General features: G+C 56.7%; 16 protein-coding genes. 12 read left to right on the top strand and 4 right to left on the bottom strand.

Annotated features, from left to right (window positions below; genetic code table 11):
- Positions 1–6 precede the first annotated feature (6 nt).
- The 9 genes from BFV64_RS13895 to cheZ all read left to right on the top strand — a co-directional run bounded on the left by BFV64_RS13895 (position 7) and on the right by cheZ (position 10,475).
- Positions 7–765 carry a fimbrial biogenesis chaperone gene (locus BFV64_RS13895; RefSeq protein WP_014884347.1) on the top strand — a complete coding sequence of 253 codons (759 nt, stop codon included), beginning with the start codon at positions 7–9 and terminating at the stop codon, positions 763–765.
- Positions 741–3,125 (top strand): fimbria/pilus outer membrane usher protein, encoded by a 2,385-nt coding sequence (locus BFV64_RS13890; protein ID WP_047626991.1) that lies wholly within the window; start codon positions 741–743, stop codon positions 3,123–3,125. Before BFV64_RS13895 ends, BFV64_RS13890 begins: the two co-directional genes overlap by 25 nt.
- Positions 3,122–4,084 carry a Csu type fimbrial protein gene (locus BFV64_RS13885; protein WP_069602196.1) on the top strand — a complete coding sequence of 321 codons (963 nt, stop codon included), beginning with the start codon at positions 3,122–3,124 and terminating at the stop codon, positions 4,082–4,084. The genes BFV64_RS13890 and BFV64_RS13885 overlap by 4 nt, the downstream gene beginning before the upstream one ends.
- A gap of 83 nt (positions 4,085–4,167) precedes the next feature.
- Positions 4,168–5,835, top strand: a complete 1,668-nt coding sequence (tar, locus tag BFV64_RS13880; protein ID WP_063943289.1) for a methyl-accepting chemotaxis protein II — start codon at positions 4,168–4,170, stop codon at positions 5,833–5,835.
- A 44-nt stretch (positions 5,836–5,879) separates the two neighbouring features.
- Positions 5,880–7,481 (top strand): methyl-accepting chemotaxis protein IV, encoded by a 1,602-nt coding sequence (tap, locus tag BFV64_RS13875; protein ID WP_069602195.1) that lies wholly within the window; start codon positions 5,880–5,882, stop codon positions 7,479–7,481.
- Positions 7,482–7,500: 19 nt separating this feature from the next.
- Positions 7,501–8,367 (top strand): protein-glutamate O-methyltransferase CheR, encoded by an 867-nt coding sequence (gene cheR, locus BFV64_RS13870; protein ID WP_014884342.1) that lies wholly within the window; start codon positions 7,501–7,503, stop codon positions 8,365–8,367.
- Positions 8,364–9,413 (top strand): protein-glutamate methylesterase/protein-glutamine glutaminase, encoded by a 1,050-nt coding sequence (locus BFV64_RS13865; protein WP_014884341.1) that lies wholly within the window; start codon positions 8,364–8,366, stop codon positions 9,411–9,413. Before cheR ends, BFV64_RS13865 begins: the two co-directional genes overlap by 4 nt.
- Before the next feature lie 17 nt (positions 9,414–9,430).
- On the top strand, positions 9,431–9,820 hold the full coding sequence (gene cheY, locus BFV64_RS13860) for a chemotaxis response regulator CheY (RefSeq protein ID WP_069602194.1): 390 nt from the start codon (positions 9,431–9,433) through the stop codon (positions 9,818–9,820).
- A gap of 10 nt (positions 9,821–9,830) precedes the next feature.
- Positions 9,831–10,475, top strand: a complete 645-nt coding sequence (cheZ, locus tag BFV64_RS13855; protein ID WP_014884340.1) for a protein phosphatase CheZ — start codon at positions 9,831–9,833, stop codon at positions 10,473–10,475.
- A 46-nt stretch (positions 10,476–10,521) separates the two neighbouring features.
- Here cheZ and BFV64_RS13850 read toward each other — a convergent pair whose 3' ends face one another.
- From BFV64_RS13850 to BFV64_RS13835, 4 genes are all read right to left on the bottom strand, one after another.
- Positions 10,522–11,436 carry a fimbrial protein gene (locus BFV64_RS13850; RefSeq protein ID WP_226856234.1) on the bottom strand — a complete coding sequence of 305 codons (915 nt, stop codon included), beginning with the start codon at positions 11,434–11,436 and terminating at the stop codon, positions 10,522–10,524.
- 238 nt (positions 11,437–11,674) lie between these two features.
- Positions 11,675–14,149 (bottom strand): fimbria/pilus outer membrane usher protein, encoded by a 2,475-nt coding sequence (locus BFV64_RS13845; protein ID WP_158008544.1) that lies wholly within the window; start codon positions 14,147–14,149, stop codon positions 11,675–11,677.
- Positions 14,150–14,238: 89 nt separating this feature from the next.
- Positions 14,239–14,931 (bottom strand): fimbrial biogenesis chaperone, encoded by a 693-nt coding sequence (locus tag BFV64_RS13840; RefSeq protein WP_023330733.1) that lies wholly within the window; start codon positions 14,929–14,931, stop codon positions 14,239–14,241.
- Between the two features lie 124 nt (positions 14,932–15,055).
- A complete protein-coding gene (locus tag BFV64_RS13835; RefSeq protein WP_014884336.1) occupies positions 15,056–15,631 on the bottom strand; it encodes a fimbrial protein in 576 nt (191 codons plus the stop codon).
- A gap of 502 nt (positions 15,632–16,133) precedes the next feature.
- On the opposite strand from BFV64_RS13835, the gene flhB reads away from it, so the two are divergent.
- Genes flhB through flhE form a run of 3 tightly spaced genes read left to right on the top strand, consistent with a single transcriptional unit; the run spans position 16,134 to position 19,745 of the window.
- Positions 16,134–17,282 (top strand): flagellar biosynthesis protein FlhB, encoded by a 1,149-nt coding sequence (gene flhB / locus BFV64_RS13830; protein WP_023330732.1) that lies wholly within the window; start codon positions 16,134–16,136, stop codon positions 17,280–17,282.
- On the top strand, positions 17,275–19,353 hold the full coding sequence (gene flhA, locus BFV64_RS13825) for a flagellar biosynthesis protein FlhA (RefSeq protein WP_014884334.1): 2,079 nt from the start codon (positions 17,275–17,277) through the stop codon (positions 19,351–19,353). The genes flhB and flhA overlap by 8 nt, the downstream gene beginning before the upstream one ends.
- Positions 19,353–19,745, top strand: coding sequence for a flagellar protein FlhE (flhE, locus tag BFV64_RS13820; protein WP_014884333.1), 393 nt, complete (start codon positions 19,353–19,355; stop codon positions 19,743–19,745). The genes flhA and flhE overlap by 1 nt, the downstream gene beginning before the upstream one ends.
- Positions 19,746–19,948 lie beyond the last annotated feature (203 nt).

Here is a 19,948-nt window from a genome sequence, read left to right as displayed (position 1 = left end):
GAGTCGATGAAGCCATTGTTCCGGCAGTTGTGTCTGGCGGGTGTTTTATCAGGCGTCGCGGCCACAGGCGAGGCGCAGGCGGCGGCCACCATTCTGCTCTGGCCCATCGATCCCTGGCTTGCCGCAGATGCCAACGCCACGGAGCTTTGGATCCAGAACCAGGGAAACAGCGCAACGACGATGCAGGTGCGTATTGTGCGCTGGAAGCAGGAAGGGGGATACGAACGCTACAGCGCGCAGCAGGACGTGGTCGCCAGCCCGCCCATTGTCACCATTCAGAAAGGCAATAAACAGCTGATTCGCCTTATCAAACAGAGCGCAGTCCCTGTCGGGGTCGAACAAGCCTACCGCATTATTGTTGATGAAATTCCCCAGCCCGACGCGAAAGCCGAACCCTCCATCGGCCTTAAATTACAGATGCGCTATTCCATTCCGCTGTTTGTCTACGGACAGGGTATCCCGACCCTTAAAGAGGGGGCGCATCATGCCCTGGCCGAGACCCGAAACCTGAGCTGGCGCGTGACCCACGAGGGAGGACAGCCTGCATTACAGGTACGTAATCAGGGGGATGTGCACGTCAGATTAAGCCAGGTGTCACTGGAGCAGGGCGGACAGAAACGCACCGTAGCGGAGGGATTACTGGGTTACGTCCTCCCGGGTAGCACCCGCAGCTGGCCAATACCCGCTGGCGTTCGTCAGCCGGACCGGATGAGCGCGCAGATTAATGCCAGGGATGAACAATGGCAGTCGACGCCCGTCAACTGAAGCCGGCAATGATGCTACTGCTTTGCGTCAGCACCACAACCTGGGCCGATCCCGGTGACGACAGTTTACCGCCGCCTCCTCAGGCGCAGGCGGTAAATGATGAGGCGGTTTTCCAGCTTGCCCTCGTGCTCAACCACTACGACACCGGTCTGGTGGTACCCGTGACGCAACGTAACGGCGCTTTCTTTATCTCCAGCGCCGATTTGCTGCGCGCGGGGCTCCCCCCGGAGCATGTGCCCGCCGGCGAGGTGAATCTCGCCTCACTGAGTCAGGTTCGTGTGGCGTATGACAGTGCCGCACAGCGCCTGTTGCTGACCGTTCCCCGCGACTGGATCAGTGCCCGGGTGACGCCTTTCAGTGCCCAAACGGCGCAGACCAAACCGCACTATGGGCGCGGGGCGCTGCTGAATTACGATCTGTATACCAACCACACGGAACATATCGGCGGTCAGGCGTCGCTCTGGCATGAATTCCGCTACTTCAACGAGAACGGCTCGTTCTCCTCCACCGGCTACGCCCGGAAAAATTTCACCGGAAACGACGGTCAACAGGAAGGGTATGTTCGCTATGACACGACGCTGCTGATAACCCGTGAGGATGACGCGACCACCTTGAGCGCGGGGGACGTGATCAGCGATGCCCTGAGCTGGACCTCCAGCGTGCGGATGGGCGGTATTAGCTACGGACGTGATTTCTCCCTGCGCCCGGACCTGGTGACATGGCCGCTGCCGGAGTTTTCGGGTGAAGCCGCGGTGCCTACCTCGGTGGATCTGTTTATCAACGGCTATCGCTCTGGCTCAACCCAGCTTCAGCCTGGCCCCTTCACCCTGACCAATCTGCCCTATATCAACGGTGCCGGGGATGCGGTGCTGGTCACCACCGATGCGCTGGGCCGTCAGGTGAGTACCACGCTACCGTTTTATGTCACCAGCGATTTGCTCAAACAAGGGCTGAGTGACGGCGCCGTGACGCTCGGCAGCCTGCGCCGTAACTATGGCATCAGGAATTTTGACTACGGTCCTGCTGCCGGTAGCGGCTCGTATCGCTACGGGGTGACCGACTGGCTGACGCTGGAGGGCCATGCGGAAGGGGCGCAGGAGCTGGCGCTGGGCGGGGCAGGGACGGTGATCAAACTCGGCCAGTTTGGCGTAGTGAACACCTCTTACTCACAAAGCCGCATGCGCGGAGACAACGGCGGGCAAATCAACTGGGGTTACCAGTACAATACCAGCGAGTTCAGCGTGGCCACCCAGCACACGCGTCGCGATCGCGGTTTTGGCAATCTTGCCCTTTATGACCAGCCGACGGTCTATGACGAAAACGACAAACCCATCGCCAGCTTTAGCCGCAATACGGACCAGTATTCCCTGACGTTTAATATGGGGCAGTACGGCAATATTGGCGCGGCCTGGATCGGCGTAGAGAGCTTTGACGGCCAAAAAACGGAGCTGCTGAATCTCTCGTGGAGCCGAAATCTGTGGGGCGCAAGCAGTATTTACCTGGCCGGCAGCCGGGACCAGCAGCGGGGGGACTGGACGGTTGCGCTCTCGCTGCAGGTGCCGCTGGGCGCACGCGACAGCGCTGCCGTCACCGTTGAGAACACCCCGGATGCGGGCAGCACGCAGCGGATTAACTATAACCACTCCATGCCTTCTGACGGTGGTTTTAGCTGGAACATGGCCTGGGCAAATCAGTCAAAATCCAGTGATTATCAGCAGGGTACGCTGGGCTGGCGCAATAACAACATCGAACTGCAGGGCGGTGGCTACGGCGAAAGAGACACCATGACCTGGTGGGGCGAGGCAATGGGCGCGATTGTCCTGATGGACGGAGAGCTGTTTGCGGCGAACAAAATCAACGATGCGTTTGTGGTGATCAGCACCGACGGTCATCCGGACGTGCCCGTCAGCTATGAGAACCAGCCCGTGGGTAAAACGAATAACAACGGTTACCTGCTGGTCAGCGGGGTGTCGGCGTATTACCCGGCAAGCTACCGGATTGATACGCTGAATCTGCCTGCGGATACCCGGCTGAAAGAGACAGAGCGGCGGATTGCCATCCGTCGTCACAGCGGTTATCTGGTGGATTTCCCGATGGAGCAGGAGAGAGTGGCAAGCGTCATTCTACATGATGCGCGCGGGCAAGCGATTCCGGTTGGAAGCCAGGTGCGGCGAGCCTCGCGCAGTAATGCGGTGGTGGGCTATGACGGGATCGCCTGGCTGGAGAATCTCAGCGACGTCAATCCGCTTGAGGTGATCACGCCTGCCGGGAAGCGCTGCACGGCGACCCTGAACGTGGGGCCTAATCCGCAGCATAAGCTGCAAACCTACGGTCCGCTGGTGTGTCGGGAGGGCCCGTGAAACGCTGGCTGCTGTTGATGCTGCTGCTGTTCTCCTGCGGGGGCTGGGCGGCGTGTACCATCAGTACGGTCAATGCCTCGTTTGGTAGCGTCACGTCGTTTGCGCTTAGCGGCACCGGGGAGGTGGAGACCACCGGTACGCTGGTGGTGGCATGCGATGCGGTACTGAATGTTCTGACCAACGATTCGGTGACGTTGAATTACACCGCGGCGTCGGTTTCGGGCAACAGCCGCGCCAACCTGAAACGCACCGACGACACGAGTATTACGGATGTGATCCCCACCCGGCTGTGTGGATTATCGGGTTGTGCGAGCAGTAGCGAAGTGCAGATAAGTAAATCGTATACCTGGAGCGGTAACACCCTGCTGGGGTTGCTTGGCTCAAAGCGGTACAACATACCGCTCTATTTTCGCACCGTCGCCGGGCAAAACGTGACGGCCAGGCCTTACCAGGTGCTGTTGACCTTCAGCATCAATTACAACGTCTGTGCCGTCGGTCTTGGAAGCCTTTGTACGTCTCCCCAGTCGGGAACCGCAACAACCAGTATTCTGCTGAACATGACCGTCACCAATGACTGCAGCGCCATGACCACGCCGGACGTGAACTTTAACAGCGCGCCGCTGGTGCAAAGTTTCCCCACCGTCTCGCAGGCCATTGCCGTGACCTGTACTAAAGGCAGCACCTACACCATTGGCATTAATAATGGTGCCAACGCCCTGAACAACGTACGGCGTATGGTGAGCGGCAGCAACTTCCTCAGTTATGACATTTATAAAGAAGCCACCACCAACCGCTGGGGCGGCAGCGGTGCCGAACGCTGGACCAGCGCGACCGCGTCCCAGGTCAGCACCGACGGTTTACTGCGCACCTACAACTACACCGCGAAGGTCCTGACCAGTCAGACTACGCCGCCCGCTGGCACCTACACCGATACGCTGATTGTTGACGTCGCGTTTTAGTCCACGCTTTTCCCTTTCGCAAATGTAAAGTTCCTGTGGCCTGTGCCGATAACACCGTTAATAAATCTATGAGAAGGTGTTGTATGTTGAACCGTATCCGCGTTGTCACAATGCTTATGATGGTGCTGGTCATTTTCGCACTACTTCAGCTTATCTCCGGCGGGCTTTTTTTCTCGTCATTAAAACAGAACCAGGACAGTTTCGCCGCCTCGAACGATCTTCGCCTGCAGCAGAGTGAACTCACCTCGACGTGGGATCTGATGCTGCAAACGCGTATCAACCTGAGCCGCTCGTCCGCGCGCATGATGATGGACCCTAACAATCAGCAGAGCAGCGCGAAGACCGATCTGTTGAAAAATGCCCGCGCCACCCTGGCTGACGCCGCAAAACACTACGCCGCCTTCAAACAGATCGCGCCGCAGCCTGCTATGGCGCAGGTTAGCCAGAATATTGATGAAAAATACACTGCCTACTTTGCTGGCCTGACGGAGCTGATCCAGTTCCTGGAGAGCGGCAACATGGACGCCTATTTCGCACAGCCCACGCAGGGGATGCAAAACGCACTCGGCGCCGCGCTCGGGGAATATGCGAAGGCCAGTGGCGATCTGTATCACTCGGCCTTTACGGAAAGCCAGAATGACTACCGCTTTGCGAAATGGCAGATGGCGGCGATGGCGCTGGCGCTGGTTATTGTCCTGGTCGCGGTGTGGTACGGCATTCGCCACATCCTGCTGAATCCTCTCGGTCGCGTCATTGCCCACATTCGTGAAATTGCCAGTGGCGATCTAACCAAAACGCTGGCCGTTTCCGGGCGCAATGAGATTACCGAACTGGCTAACAGCGTTGACCATATGCAGCGTTCGCTCATCGATACCGTCGCCAACGTGCGTAGCGGCACGGATGCCATCTATACCGGCACCAGCGAAATTGCGATGGGGAATAACGATCTCTCATCCCGTACCGAGCAGCAGGCGTCCGCGCTGGAAGAGACCGCTGCCAGCATGGAGCAGCTCACCGCAACCGTGAAGCAGAACGCCGATAACGCCCGTCAGGCCTCTCAGCTGGCTGAAAGCGCCTCCGAGACGGCGCAGCGCGGCGGCCGCGTGGTGGATGGCGTGGTGAAAACCATGCACGAAATTGCCGACAGCTCGAAGAAAATCGCCGACATCATCAGCGTCATCGACGGCATCGCCTTCCAGACCAATATTCTGGCGCTGAACGCCGCCGTGGAAGCGGCGAGGGCGGGTGAGCAGGGTCGCGGGTTTGCGGTGGTTGCCGGGGAAGTGCGCAACCTGGCCAGCCGCAGCGCCAACGCGGCGAAAGAGATTAAGGCCCTGATTGAAGACTCCGTCTCCCGCGTGGATACCGGCTCGGTACTGGTGGAAAGCGCCGGGGAGACCATGAATGACATCGTGAATGCTGTTACCCGCGTAACGGACATCATGGGTGAAATCGCCTCTGCATCTGATGAGCAGAGTCGTGGTATCGACCAGGTTGCCCTGGCGGTATCGGAAATGGATCGCGTGACACAACAAAACGCCGCGCTGGTGCAGGAGTCCGCGGCCGCGGCCGCTGCACTTGAAGACCAGGCGAGCCGTCTGAAGATGGCCGTCTCGGCGTTTCGTCTCGCTTCACTCGCTGGAAATACGGTCACTGCGCAAGCCACGTATAAAGCGCCTGCCGCCGAATCGACGGCAACTCGCCTGCGTGCTGCACCGACCGGACAAGATGAAAACTGGGAAACATTTTGACTGACAATTAAACCGCGGCTGCTTGCCGCTTGATGGGAGCGTGGATGTTAAATCGTATTCGTATCTCGACCACACTGTTTTTGATTCTGATCCTTTGCGGTGTGTTGCAGGTTGGCAGTAACGGGTTGTCTTTTTGGGCGTTTCGCGATGGCTATCAGAATTTGCAGGAAGTTGAGGCGAGTAATCAGCAGCGCTCCGCACTGGCACAAACGCGTGCCGTGCTGTTGCAGGCAAGCACTGCGCTGAACAAGGCGGGCACCTTAACCGCGCTGAGCTATCCGCCGGATGACATTAAAGCGCTGATGGCCACCGCGCGAAGCAGCCTGAAACAGGCTGGCGCACAGTTTAACGCTTTCACGGCGCAGGCGGCGGGCAGCGAGAAAGAGCACGCGCTGAAAGCCGCCATGAAGAAGAACTTTGAACAGTGGTACAGCGATCTGGACCACCAGGCGACCTGGCTTGAGAACAACCAGCTCTCGGACTTTATGACCGCGCCGGTGCAGGCCTCACAGGATGCGTTCGACGACAGCTTTAACGCGTGGCAGCAGGATATTAACCAGTCTGTTCAACGTGCAGAGGAAGACAGCCGTATCAGCTATCACATGTCGGGTGTGATCTTTGGCGTCGTCGTGATTCTGGCGGGGCTACTGACCGGTGGGGCACTGCTCTGGTCACGCAAAATGATTGTGCAGCCGCTGGCGATTATCAGCAGCCACTTCGACAGTATTGCGAAGGGCGATCTGGCGCGTCCGGTGGCGGTGTTCGGTAAGAACGAAATTTCGGCGATCTTTGCCAGCCTGAAGGCGATGCAGGGTGCCCTGCGGGAAACCGTCTCCGATGTGCGTCAGGGCAGTTATGCCATGCACACCGGGATCTCAGAGATTGCGGCAGGCAACAACGATCTCTCTTCCCGCACCGAGCAGCAGGCGGCCTCGCTGGCGCAGACGGCGGCCAGCATGGAGCAGCTGACCGCGACGGTCAGCCAGAACGCCGATAACGCGCGTCAGGCGTCTGACCTGTCAAAACAGGCGGCAATGACGGCGAAAAAAGGGGGCGATCAGGCCTCTCACGTTGCCAGCACCATGCAGGAGATTGCCACCAGCTCGCAAAAGATTGGTGACATCATCAGCGTGATCGACGGTATCGCGTTCCAGACCAACATTCTGGCGCTGAATGCCGCGGTTGAAGCGGCGCGCGCCGGTGAACAGGGGCGTGGGTTTGCGGTCGTGGCGGGGGAAGTGCGTAACCTGGCCAGCCGCAGTGCCAACGCGGCGAAAGAGATTAAGGTCCTGATTGAAGAGTCGGTATCACGCGTCCAGCAAGGCTCAGCCCTGGTGGATACGGCGGCGCATACCATGCATGAGATCGTCACCTCCGTCACGCGGGTTAACGACATCATGGGCGAGATTGCGTCTGCGTCGGACGAACAGCGTCGCGGCATTGAGCAGGTTGCTCAGGCCGTCAGCCAGATGGATCAGGTGACGCAACAGAATGCCTCGTTAGTTGAGGAAGCGGCAGCGGCAACCGATCAGCTGGCCAGCCAGGCGGATCGTCTCACCGGGCTGGTCGCGGTATTTAATGTGAAAGAGCACGTTGAAGCAGTAACAGAAGTCGGGCGGTCGCAGGCCGTGCCAGTTGTATCCTGAATGTAATTAAGAAGGCGCTATGACATCACCAATGCCCCCTGGGCAAACGTCATTATTGTTGCAGATGACACAGCGCCTCGCGCTGTCCGACGCGCATTTTCGTCGGATATGTCAGTTAATCTACCAGCGTGCAGGGATCGTGCTTGCGGATCATAAGCGGGACATGGTCTACAACCGTCTGGTGCGGCGCTTGCGTACGCTGGGGCTGGATGATTTTGGTCGCTATCTGAGCATGCTCGAAGCCAACCAGAACAGCGCAGAGTGGCAGGCTTTTATCAACTCGTTAACCACTAACCTGACGGCCTTTTTCCGCGAAGCCCACCACTTCCCGGTACTGGCCGAGCACGCGCGGCGTCGTACCGGGGAGTATCGCGTCTGGAGTGCGGCCGCCTCGACCGGTGAAGAGCCGTACTCGCTGGCAATCACACTTGCCGACACGCTTGGGATGGCGCCCGGGCGCTGGAAGGTTTACGCCAGCGATATCGACACCGAGGTGCTGGAGAAGGCGCGCAACGGCGTGTATCGGCAGGACGAACTGAAAACGCTGTCGCCGCAGCAGTTGCAGCGATATTTCATGCGTGGGACAGGCCCGCATGAAGGCCTGGTACGCGTACGCCAGGAGCTGGCGAATTGCGTCGAATTCGCGCCCGTTAACCTGCTGGACAAGCAGTACAACGTGCCGGGGCCATTCGACGCCATTTTTTGCCGTAACGTCATGATTTATTTTGATAAAACGACGCAACAGGACATTCTGCGTCGGTTTGTTCCGTTGCTCAAGCCTGACGGTTTACTGTTTGCCGGGCACTCGGAAAACTTCAGCAACCTCGCGCGAGAGTTTAGCCTGCGTGGGCAAACGGTATATGCGCTGAGTAAGGAAAAAGCATGAGTAAAATCAGGGTATTGTCTGTCGACGATTCAGCGCTGATGCGTCAGATCATGACTGAAATCATCAATAGCCACAGCGACATGGAGATGGTAGCAACGGCGCCCGATCCGCTGGTCGCGCGGGATTTAATTAAAAAATATAACCCCGACGTGCTCACGCTGGATGTCGAGATGCCGCGCATGGATGGCATCGATTTCCTGGAGAAATTGATGCGGCTGCGGCCGATGCCGGTGGTGATGGTCTCCTCCCTGACCGGGAAAGGATCGGAAATCACCCTGCGCGCGCTGGAGCTGGGGGCGGTAGATTTTGTCACCAAACCGCAGCTCGGTATTCGCGAGGGGATGCTGGCGTATAGCGAGATGATCGCGGAGAAAATTCGTACCGCATCGCGGGCAAAACTGGCGGCCCATAAGCCAATGGCCGCCCCGGCAACCCTGAAGGCCGGCCCGTTACTCAGCTCGGAAAAACTGCTGGTGATTGGGGCGTCAACCGGAGGAACAGAGGCAATTCGTCATGTACTCCAGCCATTGCCGCTTTCAAGTCCGGGTATTCTGATTACCCAGCATATGCCGCCAGGCTTTACCCGCTCGTTCGCCGAACGCCTGAATAAGCTGTGTCAGATCAGCGTGAAAGAGGCGGAAGATGGCGAGCGCGTGCTCCCGGGACATGCCTATATCGCCCCGGGTGATAAGCATATGGAGCTGGCGCGCAGCGGTGCAAACTATCAAATCAAAATTCATGACGGACCGCCGGTCAACCGGCACCGTCCGTCGGTGGATGTGCTGTTTCATTCGGTGGCGAAACATGCGGGGCGCAACGCCGTTGGGGTGATCCTGACGGGGATGGGCAACGATGGTGCCGCCGGAATGCTTGCAATGCACCAGGCTGGCGCCTGGACGATTGCGCAGAATGAAGCAAGTTGTGTGGTGTTCGGCATGCCGCGCGAGGCCATCAATATGGGTGGCGTGAGCGAAGTGGTCGATCTTAGCCAGGTAAGCCAGCAGATGCTGGCGAAAATCAGTGCCGGACAGGCAATACGTATTTGACTCAGGAGTATTATTTTATGGCGGATAAAGAGCTTAAGTTTTTGGTTGTGGATGACTTTTCCACCATGCGTCGCATTGTGCGCAACCTGCTGAAAGAGCTGGGCTTCAACAACTTTGAAGAAGCAGAAGACGGCGTTGATGCGCTGAACAAACTGCAGGCGGGTGGGTTTGGTTTTGTTATCTCCGACTGGAACATGCCAAACATGGACGGTCTGGAGCTGCTGAAAACCATTCGTGCCGATGCGGGAATGGCGTCCTTGCCGGTTCTGATGGTCACCGCAGAAGCGAAAAAAGAGAACATCATTGCTGCTGCACAGGCGGGCGCAAGCGGCTATGTGGTGAAGCCATTCACCGCGGCAACCCTGGAAGAGAAGCTCGGTAAGATCTTCGAGAAACTCGGCATGTGAGGTGATGGAAATGTTGCAACCTGCTATGAAACCCGTTGAAGAACACTCGCCGAGCGATATCATCGTCCGTATTGGCAGCCTGACGCGCATGCTGCGTGACAGCCTGCGTGAGCTGGGTCTGGATCAGGCGATTGCGGAAGCGGCGGAAGCGATTCCTGACGCGCGAGATCGTCTGGACTACGTTGTGCAGATGACCGCCCAGGCGGCAGAACGTGCGCTGAACAGCGTTGAAGCGTCGCAGCCCCATCAGGATGCGATGGAAAAAGGCGCGAAAGCGCTGACCCAACGCTGGGACGAGTGGTTCGAGAACCCGATCGAGCTGGCGAATGCCCGCGAGCTGGTGACCGATACCCGTCAGTTCCTGGGGGATGTGCCGGGCCACACCAGCTTCACCAACGCCCAGCTGCTGGATATCATGATGGCGCAAGATTTCCAGGACCTGACGGGTCAGGTGATCAAGCGCATGATGGATGTGATTCAGGAGATTGAACGCCAGCTGCTGATGGTTCTGCTGGAGAATATTCCGGAACCGGCAGCCCGTCCAAAACGCGAGAACGAAAGCCTGCTCAATGGCCCACAGCTCGACGCCAGCAAAGCGGGCGTGGTGGCAAGCCAGGATCAGGTTGACGATCTGCTGGACAGCCTCGGCTTCTGATTGGTGCCGTTACCCTCAGGTTGCCTGCGTAACCTGAGGGTCTGTTCTAGCGCAGATCCATCTTCACCGTGACGTTTCCTTCGAAGCTCCCCGGTGCGGGCGTGGCATCCGTAGTGCTGACGGGAACCGCCTGTATTTTAACGCTGCCGTTTCCCTGCTCGTCCAGATTTACTGGAAATGCATAAGTCCCATCCAGCGCCACGTTCTGGCTATTTTCGTCGTACACCCGCACGCCCAGATCGTCCCTTTCAAGCAGCTTAGCAATGTAGGGCGTACTGCTATCCACTATGCCCTGGTCGGCCGTCAGGGTGAGCTTTATCCGGTCATTATTACCAACGGCGTTATCGTCACAGTGGTAGTTAATATCGACGCTTTTTAGGGCATAGCCCTGAGGCGGTTGCCCTTTGCGGGTAAACTGTTTACTGACGATGCTGCCAAACTGGACTTCAATCGTGCTGCCTGCGTTGATGGTGCAGCTCAGCGGTGCAGAAAGGGTGCCGCCAAACCAGATATCAGAGACGTGTTCTGCCTGAGTGGCGTCGCAGCTTCCACCGGTGCCAATATAAAGGCAGGCGTAGTTTTGGGCGATGAGCGTCGCCGGGATCACCTCTTCACCCAGGATCGGTTTTTTTATGTGCAGCAGCACGGCCACGACGTTCCAGCGAAACTTGCGTTTCGATGCGGCACCACCGTCAGGCCGGGAGTCATTGCTGCATACGTCGCTTTCTTCTTCTGTTTTAGACAGGCTCGATTCGAGCACGGTAAGCATATTTCCCCGCGGGGTCGGGTACTCATTGATCGGGATTGGGGTGAGCGAGCTGCCGTCCGGGGAGTTAATCGCATCCGCATAGCCAGTAATGTGGGCATCAATTTTATCCGTAAGATAGCCAGTACCGCTGGTGCCGGGGTTAAGGGGGCTGCCAGCCAGGGTTTTTTCGTAGACGGTGCTTGACGAAAACATGTTTCCCGGGCACGTGCAGTTTGCTTCCAGGTCGGCACCTGCGCCGACCAGGTGACCCGGAATATCATAATCGTTGTTTGCAACGTTTTCCGTCGATGTAAATTCATGATAGTAATCAATGGAATACGTCTGTGGGACTCCGAAACAATTTTTGAGTACCGTGACGGCGCCGAAAGACCCCGTCGATACCAGCATCAGCGTGCTGGTCAGAGAAACCGTAAGGATTCGTCTTTTCATTTTAGTGAGCATAAGCTGTTTCCTGCTGACAAAGCGCGCGGGTTGAACGGATACCGTTAGGGCTCTCCGTGTATCCCTCTGCCTGCTGTAAAATATGGGCGACGCACTGTTGGTCTGGCGCTTTTCCCCATTTCACCGTGAGCTGTGTGGGCTCGCCGACGCCGGCCAGGTATACCGTGCTGGTATCGTCCACGATGCCGCTCAGGTCCGCGTTCGTGCTGGTGACGATTGCGCCAAAGGGGACGCGTTGATTGCCGGGGCGGGTTAATGCGATCAGCATCCGATAACCCACGTGCGCATCGAACCGGCTTTCAACGGCGGCATTACGTGAAGGGATCACCCGGATTGACGTATCGCTGCTCTCCACGTTTTCGGGCAGGCTTGCGGTGTCGATACGAATCGCATTTTCCTGATACGGCGTCAGGGACGGGATAACGGCGTTACCCAGCCAGTCTGTCTGAATACCCTGCTGGTTCTGGAAGCGTACACCGGAGGCGCCGTTGGCATTGACAATGGTAAACTGGCTCCCTAACGGCTGCGCCAGCGTAACGCCGTGCGGGTGCGCAACAATGGCCCCGCTGATCCCGTAGTTCATCTGCTCCGCGCTGCCGGAAGAGGCGTAATAACCGGCATTCAGGTTGGCGTATTGAGAACGATAGGTACCATATACGCTGCTGGTATCCTCCCCATCGTGATTAGAATGGCTTTGCTGCAGCGAATAGCTTAAACGTTCGTCGTCCAGCAGCGTTCCGTTGACGCCGATATTGTGTCGGGTGTAGCCATTTTTGGAGTTGCTGATGTTATAGCTACTCCACGCGCGGGGGAGCCAGCGAGTTAGCGGCACGCTAAAGCCGAAGGAGACCATCCGGTCGGCCTCCTCGTCGTTCGTTTTACTGTAGGTATATGCCAGGTGATAACTCACCCCAGACAGAACGGTGTTAAAACCTAACGACAGGCTGCGTTCTTTTTTCGACGTCCCCCAGTAGTCCTGCTGGTAGCCGTTAAGATAGAGACTGACGCCAGCAAGGTTCTGGCTGATACTGGCCTGAACGCGGTTGCGTTTGTTATAGCGGAAGAGCAAATCGCTATCTTTTCCGTCCTGCTTCTGATTAGCGTCAGCAAAGCTGTAATACCCGCGACTCGAGTAGCGATAACTGCCAAGCGTGAAATTGGTATCGGTGGCGTCAATTTTCCCCGAATAGAGTACGCGCCAGGACTGGCCGACATGCTTGCTGCCGTCGTCAAGCGTGGTATCGGCGGCGGTGACGTCTGTAGAGAGCGAACCCAGCGGCCCGAGCGCGATGCCAGCGCCCGTATTGAGGGCATTATAGTCTTGCGAAAGGGTTAGCCCGCCAAACCAGGTCAGCAGATTGTTGACGCCGTAGATGACGCTCCCCTGAAGGAAGTCGGGCTCCTTTTGGTCACTCCCGCTGTCTGCGCGATAACGGCCCGCCGTCAATTCATACTTCATGTGTCCCGGGCGCTGCATAATGGCGATGCTTGAGTAGGGTTGAGTAAAGTGATGTTCGGTGCCGTCGGCCTCTTTCACCGTCACTTCCAGGTCGCCGCTGTTGGTGGTGGAGTAAAGGTCGTTGATCTCAAACGCTCCGGGGGCTACGTTCTGCTGGTAGATGAGATATCCGTTCTGGCGCACCGAGACGACCGCATTCGAGCTGGCGACGCCGCGAATGACCGGTGCATAGCCGCGTTGGCTATAGGGCAACATTTCTTCGTCCGTGGCGAGATTGACGCCCCGATACTGCAGGCTGTCGAACACTTCGCCGCGCGTGCTGCTCTCGCCCGCGGTGAACTGCGCTCTCAGCGCGTCGATGTCGTGCTGCAGGAACGTGTTGATGTTATCCCACTGTGAATCGCCGTCCGATTTGCTCCACGTTGAGTAGTTTCGAAGACGCCAGCCGCCCAGGTTCGCCCCGGTACGCAAATTCAGATAGCGGCTTTCTGTGCTGTCCTCGCGATCTTCTTTGCTTTGCGAGCCCGACAGCGAATAATCGCTGAACAGGACGGGAACACCATCGTCCCAGCGCGAGGGATCGATAAAATCGCGACCGTTATCAGCCAGCGCGGCCTGGGGGATGCTCAACCTAAGCGTCATTGTTGAGAAATCAAGCTCCGCAGACGCCTGTGGAATATAGTTATCCAGCGACTCTGGGAGCGTTTCCTCCGCCGGACGCTTCAGCAACGGAGGATAACGGTCGATATTAATGCCCCAGGCGCGCAGCATCGCGGGGCTCAATTGGGGGATCAGGCGCCCGTCAGATCTGCTGACGTAGCGAATGTTGGCATCCTTCAGCCTGCGATCGTTGATTGTGATGACGGAAGAGTAGGTGCCGGGCAACTGGGCATTCGATTTTGTAAAAAGCGAGAGGTCGATATCCTGCTGCGTCAGCATGTCCCCTTCGAGTGAGGAAGGGGAAAAGAGATACTCCCGGGCATCTGCGGAAAAAATCATTAACATCAGGGTACTCGCCAGACAGCGGGTAACCGAATTCAGCCGAAAGGTTCCCCCAACAGGCAAGAAATTACGTCCTGCAATCATTCTGTCGTTTATCCCCTGGTCAGATGGAACGTGTATTTTTCGGAGGCATTGCCGTAATCGGTAATGCACCGCCAACTGACGTCATTCGCCGGTGCAGCGTCGGGAAGAGGGATATCAACGCGTGATGCTGGCCCCACCATATCGGCGCTTTCGAGCTTCTGCGAGCCTAGCGAGAGAGAGTCAAAAACGGTGTAAAACGCACTGTCGTTTATCACCGTCAGCTGCTGGCCCTGGCGAACGAAGCGCAGATTCTTGCAGGACTCGCCTGGCGTCCCGTTGAGCCCCACGGGACGCCAGAACAGCTTCAGTCGCGTTTTGTAGATGAGTCGTAGCACGTTTTTATCGGCATCCTCTGCGGCGGTTGCGGGCACCGTGCGGACATTCAAATAAAACAGCGTCTCTTTGTCTTTCGGTAACGGGCTGCCGTTCCAGGTGATTCGCAGGCTTTGCTCTTTTTGAGGATCGAGTCGAAAGAGGGGGGGAGTGACAATAAAGGGCCCACGCGTTTTGCCATCGCCAGTGTCTGTCCAGGTCTGGATCAGCCAGGGCAATTCTTTTTCACTGTTCGTAAGCGGCAGGGCAACTTCCTTTTTTGCAGCATCGTAAATTATGCGGGTGCGGCCGATTTGTATTCCCGCGGCGTGACAAAACGAACTTGTTATAACGGGAAGGCATAATAAAAACAGCAGGGATGTGCGCACGGGAAACCCTTATTGGAGCAGGTTGAAATAATGATAATAGTCCGCTTTCGGACTATTATCGGAGCATGACGCATTACGTGTCATTATCTAATCAGTGGCATGCTGAATATTAGATAAACAGGTATTAACGGTATAAAATATTCACCGTCATATCCGCATCGGCAGGGCCAGCGGTCACCGTTGCGGCAAATGACTTATAGCGGGCGTTAAAGTCGGCTTTAATGGTATCGGTAGTACGGGTGGCCAGTTGAATATAAACCTGTCCTTCTGCCCCATCCATGGTGATAAGTTGAGTGTCTTTGCCCGCCGGGCTAACGGCGACGCCGATACCGGTGGCGGCGGTCTCACCGGTGGTGGTGATTTTGCTGACATCCAGCAGCGTAGAGGTATTGGTCAGGGTCGTCGTGCCGTTAAAGGTGAGCTGTACTGCCGGCAGCCCATCGCTCTTTACCGGGCAGTTTGCGAGCGTAATCGAGAACGGGGTCAGGGAAGATTCAGTTCCGACCGCCTTAAAAAGAGATTTAGGGTACGTCCCCAGAGGGACCGTACTGTCCGTGCCGCTATCACCCTGAATGGTGCAGCTCGGTTCAATAATTTCTCCCGTAAAGTGGACCGTCCCCGCATTCATTTCGGCAGCAAAACTGCCCATCGAAATGGCCGCAAGTACTGCGCCAGCCATAAAGTTATTTTTGAAATCCATCTGCAAAAACTCCTGAGTTTAAAAACACGTTAGGTATTCAATTTAATATTTTGGCTCAATTGACACCGTGCAGAAGTATAGCGGGTAATTTCCTTCAAGTAATTGCGGGTCAAGATTAATATTAATTATTATAACCGTCATGAAAAATATTTTAATACTGGAGAAAAACCATCATTGATATAAATCAATTATAATTTTTTCGATTTAATATTATCCATAAGTATATTTTGATCAAAAAATAGACGTATTTTGATGATGAAACCGGCCAACTCAGTTTTTAAAAATTTTATATTTATTTTTATTAAAAACACTCTTAAAAAATAATCAGTATTAAAAAGTGATTGCCAAACCTGGGTTGTACGTTTTTTGAACGGCAAACAGCCTCGCTACAGCGTTTAATCGTTAAAGTGGTTAACAGGGCATGATTATAGGGGTTTATCTACCCATTGGCGATAACCTCCCGTGGCAAGATAACCGTGACGTAATGGGCTGAGCATGCACTGTGGCAGAAGAGAACGACGACAAAACGGAAGCCCCCACACCCCACCGACTTGAAAAAGCGCGTGAGGAAGGGCAGATCCCCCGATCCCGAGAATTGACCTCCCTGCTGATCCTTGTCGTAGGGGTGTGCATTATCTGGTGGGGTGGGGAGTCGCTCGCCCGCAAGCTGGCGGGAATGCTCTCAACTGGCTTACGTTTTGACCACAGTATGGTCAATGACCCGAATCTTATCCTCAGCCAGATTATTCAGTTAATAAAAGGGGCCATGGTTGCGCTGCTGCCCTTAATTACCGGCGTGGTGCTGGTGGCGCTGGTCTCTCCAGTCATGCTGGGCGGTCTGGTGTTTAGCGGAAAATCACTGCAGCCCAAATTTTCGAAGCTGAACCCACTGCCGGGCATTGCGAAAATGTTTTCGGCGCAGACCGGGGCCGAGCTGCTCAAGGCTATTCTCAAATCGGTGCTGATGGGCAGTTCTGCCGGGTTCTTCCTCTGGTATCACTGGCCCGAAATGATGCGCCTCATCAGCGAGTCGCCCCTTACTGCCATGAGTAACGCCCTGAATCTGGTTGGACTCTGCGCGCTGCTGGTGGTGCTCAGCATTATCCCGATGGTCGGTTTTGACGTTATCTTCCAGCTTTATAGCCATTTCAAGAAACTGCGGATGTCACGTCAGGATATCCGTGACGAATATAAGCAGATGGAAGGTGACCCGCACGTTAAAGGGCGTATCCGTCAGATGCAGCGTGCTGCCGCTCGTCGGCGCATGATGGAGGATGTGCCGAAGGCGGATGTCATCGTCACCAACCCGACACACTATTCCGTTGCCTTGCGCTACGACGAAAATAAGATGAGCGCGCCGAAAGTGGTGGCGAAAGGGGCAGGGCTGATCGCACTTCGTATCCGGGAAATTGGCACCGAAAACCGCGTGCCGATCCTGGAAGCTCCACCGCTGGCGCGTGCCTTATACCGCCATGCGGAAATCGGACAACAGATCCCGGGACAACTCTACGCCGCGGTGGCGGAAGTGCTGGCCTGGGTATGGCAGTTGAAACGCTGGCGTCTGGCCGGGGGTCAACGGCCTGTGAAACCTGAGAACCTTCCGGTGCCTGCCGCGCTGGATTTTATGAACGAGAAGGACACTGATGGCTAATCTGGTGGCAATGTTGCGCCTGCCCGGCAACCTGAAATCGACCCAATGGCAGATCCTCGCCGGGCCGATTCTCATCCTGTTAATTTTGTCGATGATGGTTCTGCCGCTCCCGGCATTCATCCTCGATCTGCTGTTCACGTTTAATATTGCGCTCTCCATTATGGTGCTACTGGTGGCGATGTTCACTCAGCGGACCCTGGAGTTTGCCGCGTTCCCGACCATTCTGCTGTTTACCACTCTGCTGCGACTGGCGCTGAACGTGGCGTCCACGCGTATCATTCTGATGGAAGGACATACCGGCGCGGCAGCAGCAGGTAAAGTGGTGGAGGCCTTCGGCCACTTCCTGGTAGGCGGTAATTTCGCTATCGGTATCGTGGTGTTCGTTATCCTCGTGATCATCAACTTTATGGTTATCACCAAAGGTGCCGGGCGTATTGCTGAAGTGGGCGCCCGTTTTGTGCTGGACGGGATGCCGGGCAAGCAGATGGCGATCGACGCCGATCTGAATGCCGGGTTAATCGCGGAAGATGAAGCCAAAAAACGCCGTGCGGAAGTCACTCAGGAAGCGGACTTCTACGGATCCATGGACGGTGCGAGTAAGTTTGTGCGCGGTGATGCCATCGCGGGCATTCTGATCATGGTGATTAACGTGGTGGGCGGCCTTCTGGTGGGGGTATTGCAGCACGGCATGGACATGGGCCACGCGGCGGAAAGCTACACGCTGCTGACTATTGGTGATGGTCTGGTCGCGCAGATCCCGGCGCTGGTCATCTCCACGGCGGCGGGCGTGATTGTCACCCGCGTGAGTACCGATCAGGACGTTGGCGAGCAGATGGTTGGCCAGCTCTTCAGTAACCCGCGCGTAATGCTGCTGGCCGCTGCCGTTCTGGGTCTGCTTGGTCTGGTACCGGGCATGCCAAACCTCGTCTTCCTGCTGTTTACGGCGGGTCTGCTGGGCCTTGCCTGGTGGATGCGTGGCCGTGAAACCCAACCGGCGGCGGATCCGGTTCCGGTGAAAATGCCGGAGAATACTCAGGCCGTCGAGGCGACGTGGAACGACGTGCAGCTGGAAGATTCCCTGGGAATGGAAGTGGGGTATCGCCTGATCCCGATGGTGGATTTTCAGCAGGATGGCGAGCTGCTTGGCCGTATCCGCAGTATCCGTAAAAAATTCGCTCAGGATATGGGCTTCCTGCCGCCGGTGGTTCACATCCGTGACAATATGGATCTGCCGCCTGCACGCTACCGTATTCTGATGAAAGGGGTCGAAATTGGCAGCGGTGATGCCTACCCGGGTCGCTGGCTGGCCATTAACCCTGGCACCGCGGCAGGCACGCTGCCGGGCGAGCAAACCGTCGATCCGGCCTTTGGTCTGGCGGCCATCTGGATTGAAAGTGCGCTGAAAGAGCAGGCGCAAATCCAGGGGTATACGGTAGTCGAAGCCAGTACCGTGGTGGCAACCCATCTTAATCATCTGATTGGGCAATTCTCGGCAGAGCTGTTTGGTCGTCAGGAAGCGCAGCAGCTTCTCGACCGCGTGACGCAGGAGATGCCGAAGCTGACGGAAGATCTGGTCCCGGGCGTGCTGACGTTAACCACGCTGCACAAGGTGCTGCAAAACCTGCTCGAGGAAAAAGTGCCGATTCGCGATATGCGAACCATTCTGGAAACCCTTGCCGAGCATGCGCCGCTGCAAAGCGATCCGCACGAGCTGACGGCGGTGGTGCGCGTGGCGCTGGGGCGCGCAATCACGCAGCAGTGGTTCCCGGGAACCGGAGAAGTGCAGGTGATTGGCCTCGACACGCCGCTTGAACGTCTGCTGCTGCAGGCTCTGCAGGGCGGGGGCGGCCTGGAGCCAGGTCTGGCGGATCGCCTGCTGGAGCAGACCCAGGAGGCGCTGGCACGTCAGGAGATGCTGGGGGCGCCACCGGTGCTGCTGGTCAACCATGCGCTGCGTCCGCTGCTGTCGCGCTTCCTGCGTCGCAGCCTGAACCAGCTGGTGGTGCTGTCGAATATGGAGTTGTCGGATAACCGTCATATCCGCATGACGGCGACGATTGGAGGAAAATAATGGCTAAATGGCTTTGGATTATGCTCTTCCCGCTGGCGGCACAGGCGGCCGGGGAAGGCGCCTGGCAGGCAAGCAGCATGGGCGTGACCCTGAGCAACCGGGGTGTCGCCATGTCTTCTACTCCGCTGTCGCCCTCTGAAGCGGTTTCCGGTCTGATGGGGATGGTGGTCTGGAATTACAGACTGATTGGCCCAACGCCAGCCGGACTGCGGGTGCGGCTCTGCTCCCAGAGTCGCTGTACGGAAATCGACGGAGAGAATGGCACGACGCAGGCGTTCAACGGCGTGCCCGCCATTGAACCTTTGCGTTTTATCTGGGAAGTGCCGGGCGGGGGACGTTTGATCCCGGCGCTAAAAGTGCAGAGCAATTCTGTCATTGTAAACTACCGCTAACTGCCCGCTTTTTCACCAGCCATCAGGGAATACTGATGGCTGGCTCGCAAAACTGACCTCACCTTCTGATGAAAAAGAAACGCTGTTTTATAAATCAGTGACACGCGTGACGATACTCTTTGCATTTTTGCCATTCACCCCCTGCGTGATGGCAGAAACAGAAAGGTATCAGGAAGTCGATGCCTTTACTGTAGCCGTGTAAA

The sequence above is a fragment of the Enterobacter kobei genome, from assembly GCF_001729765.1.
Taxonomy (GTDB): domain Bacteria; phylum Pseudomonadota; class Gammaproteobacteria; order Enterobacterales; family Enterobacteriaceae; genus Enterobacter; species Enterobacter kobei.
The sequence above is the reverse complement of the archived record's forward strand: the minus strand, read 5'-3'. Positions and strand labels throughout refer to the sequence as shown.

What these genes read in the sequence shown, in the direction of transcription:
- flhE (WP_014884333.1), top strand. Translation starts at nt 19,353, where the DNA reads ATGGCTAAATGGCTTTGGATTATGCTCTTCCCGCTGGCGGCACAGGCG.
- tap (WP_069602195.1), top strand. Translation starts at nt 5,880, where the DNA reads ATGTTAAATCGTATTCGTATCTCGACCACACTGTTTTTGATTCTGATC.
- BFV64_RS13850 (WP_226856234.1), bottom strand. Translation starts at nt 11,436, where the DNA reads ATGTTTTCGTCAAGCACCGTCTACGAAAAAACCCTGGCTGGCAGCCCC.
- BFV64_RS13835 (WP_014884336.1), bottom strand. Translation starts at nt 15,631, where the DNA reads ATGGATTTCAAAAATAACTTTATGGCTGGCGCAGTACTTGCGGCCATT.
- BFV64_RS13865 (WP_014884341.1), top strand. Translation starts at nt 8,364, where the DNA reads ATGAGTAAAATCAGGGTATTGTCTGTCGACGATTCAGCGCTGATGCGT.
- tar (WP_063943289.1), top strand. Translation starts at nt 4,168, where the DNA reads ATGTTGAACCGTATCCGCGTTGTCACAATGCTTATGATGGTGCTGGTC.
- cheY (WP_069602194.1), top strand. Translation starts at nt 9,431, where the DNA reads ATGGCGGATAAAGAGCTTAAGTTTTTGGTTGTGGATGACTTTTCCACC.
- cheZ (WP_014884340.1), top strand. Translation starts at nt 9,831, where the DNA reads ATGTTGCAACCTGCTATGAAACCCGTTGAAGAACACTCGCCGAGCGAT.
- BFV64_RS13895 (WP_014884347.1), top strand. Translation starts at nt 7, where the DNA reads ATGAAGCCATTGTTCCGGCAGTTGTGTCTGGCGGGTGTTTTATCAGGC.
- cheR (WP_014884342.1), top strand. Translation starts at nt 7,501, where the DNA reads ATGACATCACCAATGCCCCCTGGGCAAACGTCATTATTGTTGCAGATG.
- BFV64_RS13845 (WP_158008544.1), bottom strand. Translation starts at nt 14,149, where the DNA reads ATGTTAATGATTTTTTCCGCAGATGCCCGGGAGTATCTCTTTTCCCCT.
- BFV64_RS13890 (WP_047626991.1), top strand. Translation starts at nt 741, where the DNA reads ATGGCAGTCGACGCCCGTCAACTGAAGCCGGCAATGATGCTACTGCTT.
- flhA (WP_014884334.1), top strand. Translation starts at nt 17,275, where the DNA reads ATGGCTAATCTGGTGGCAATGTTGCGCCTGCCCGGCAACCTGAAATCG.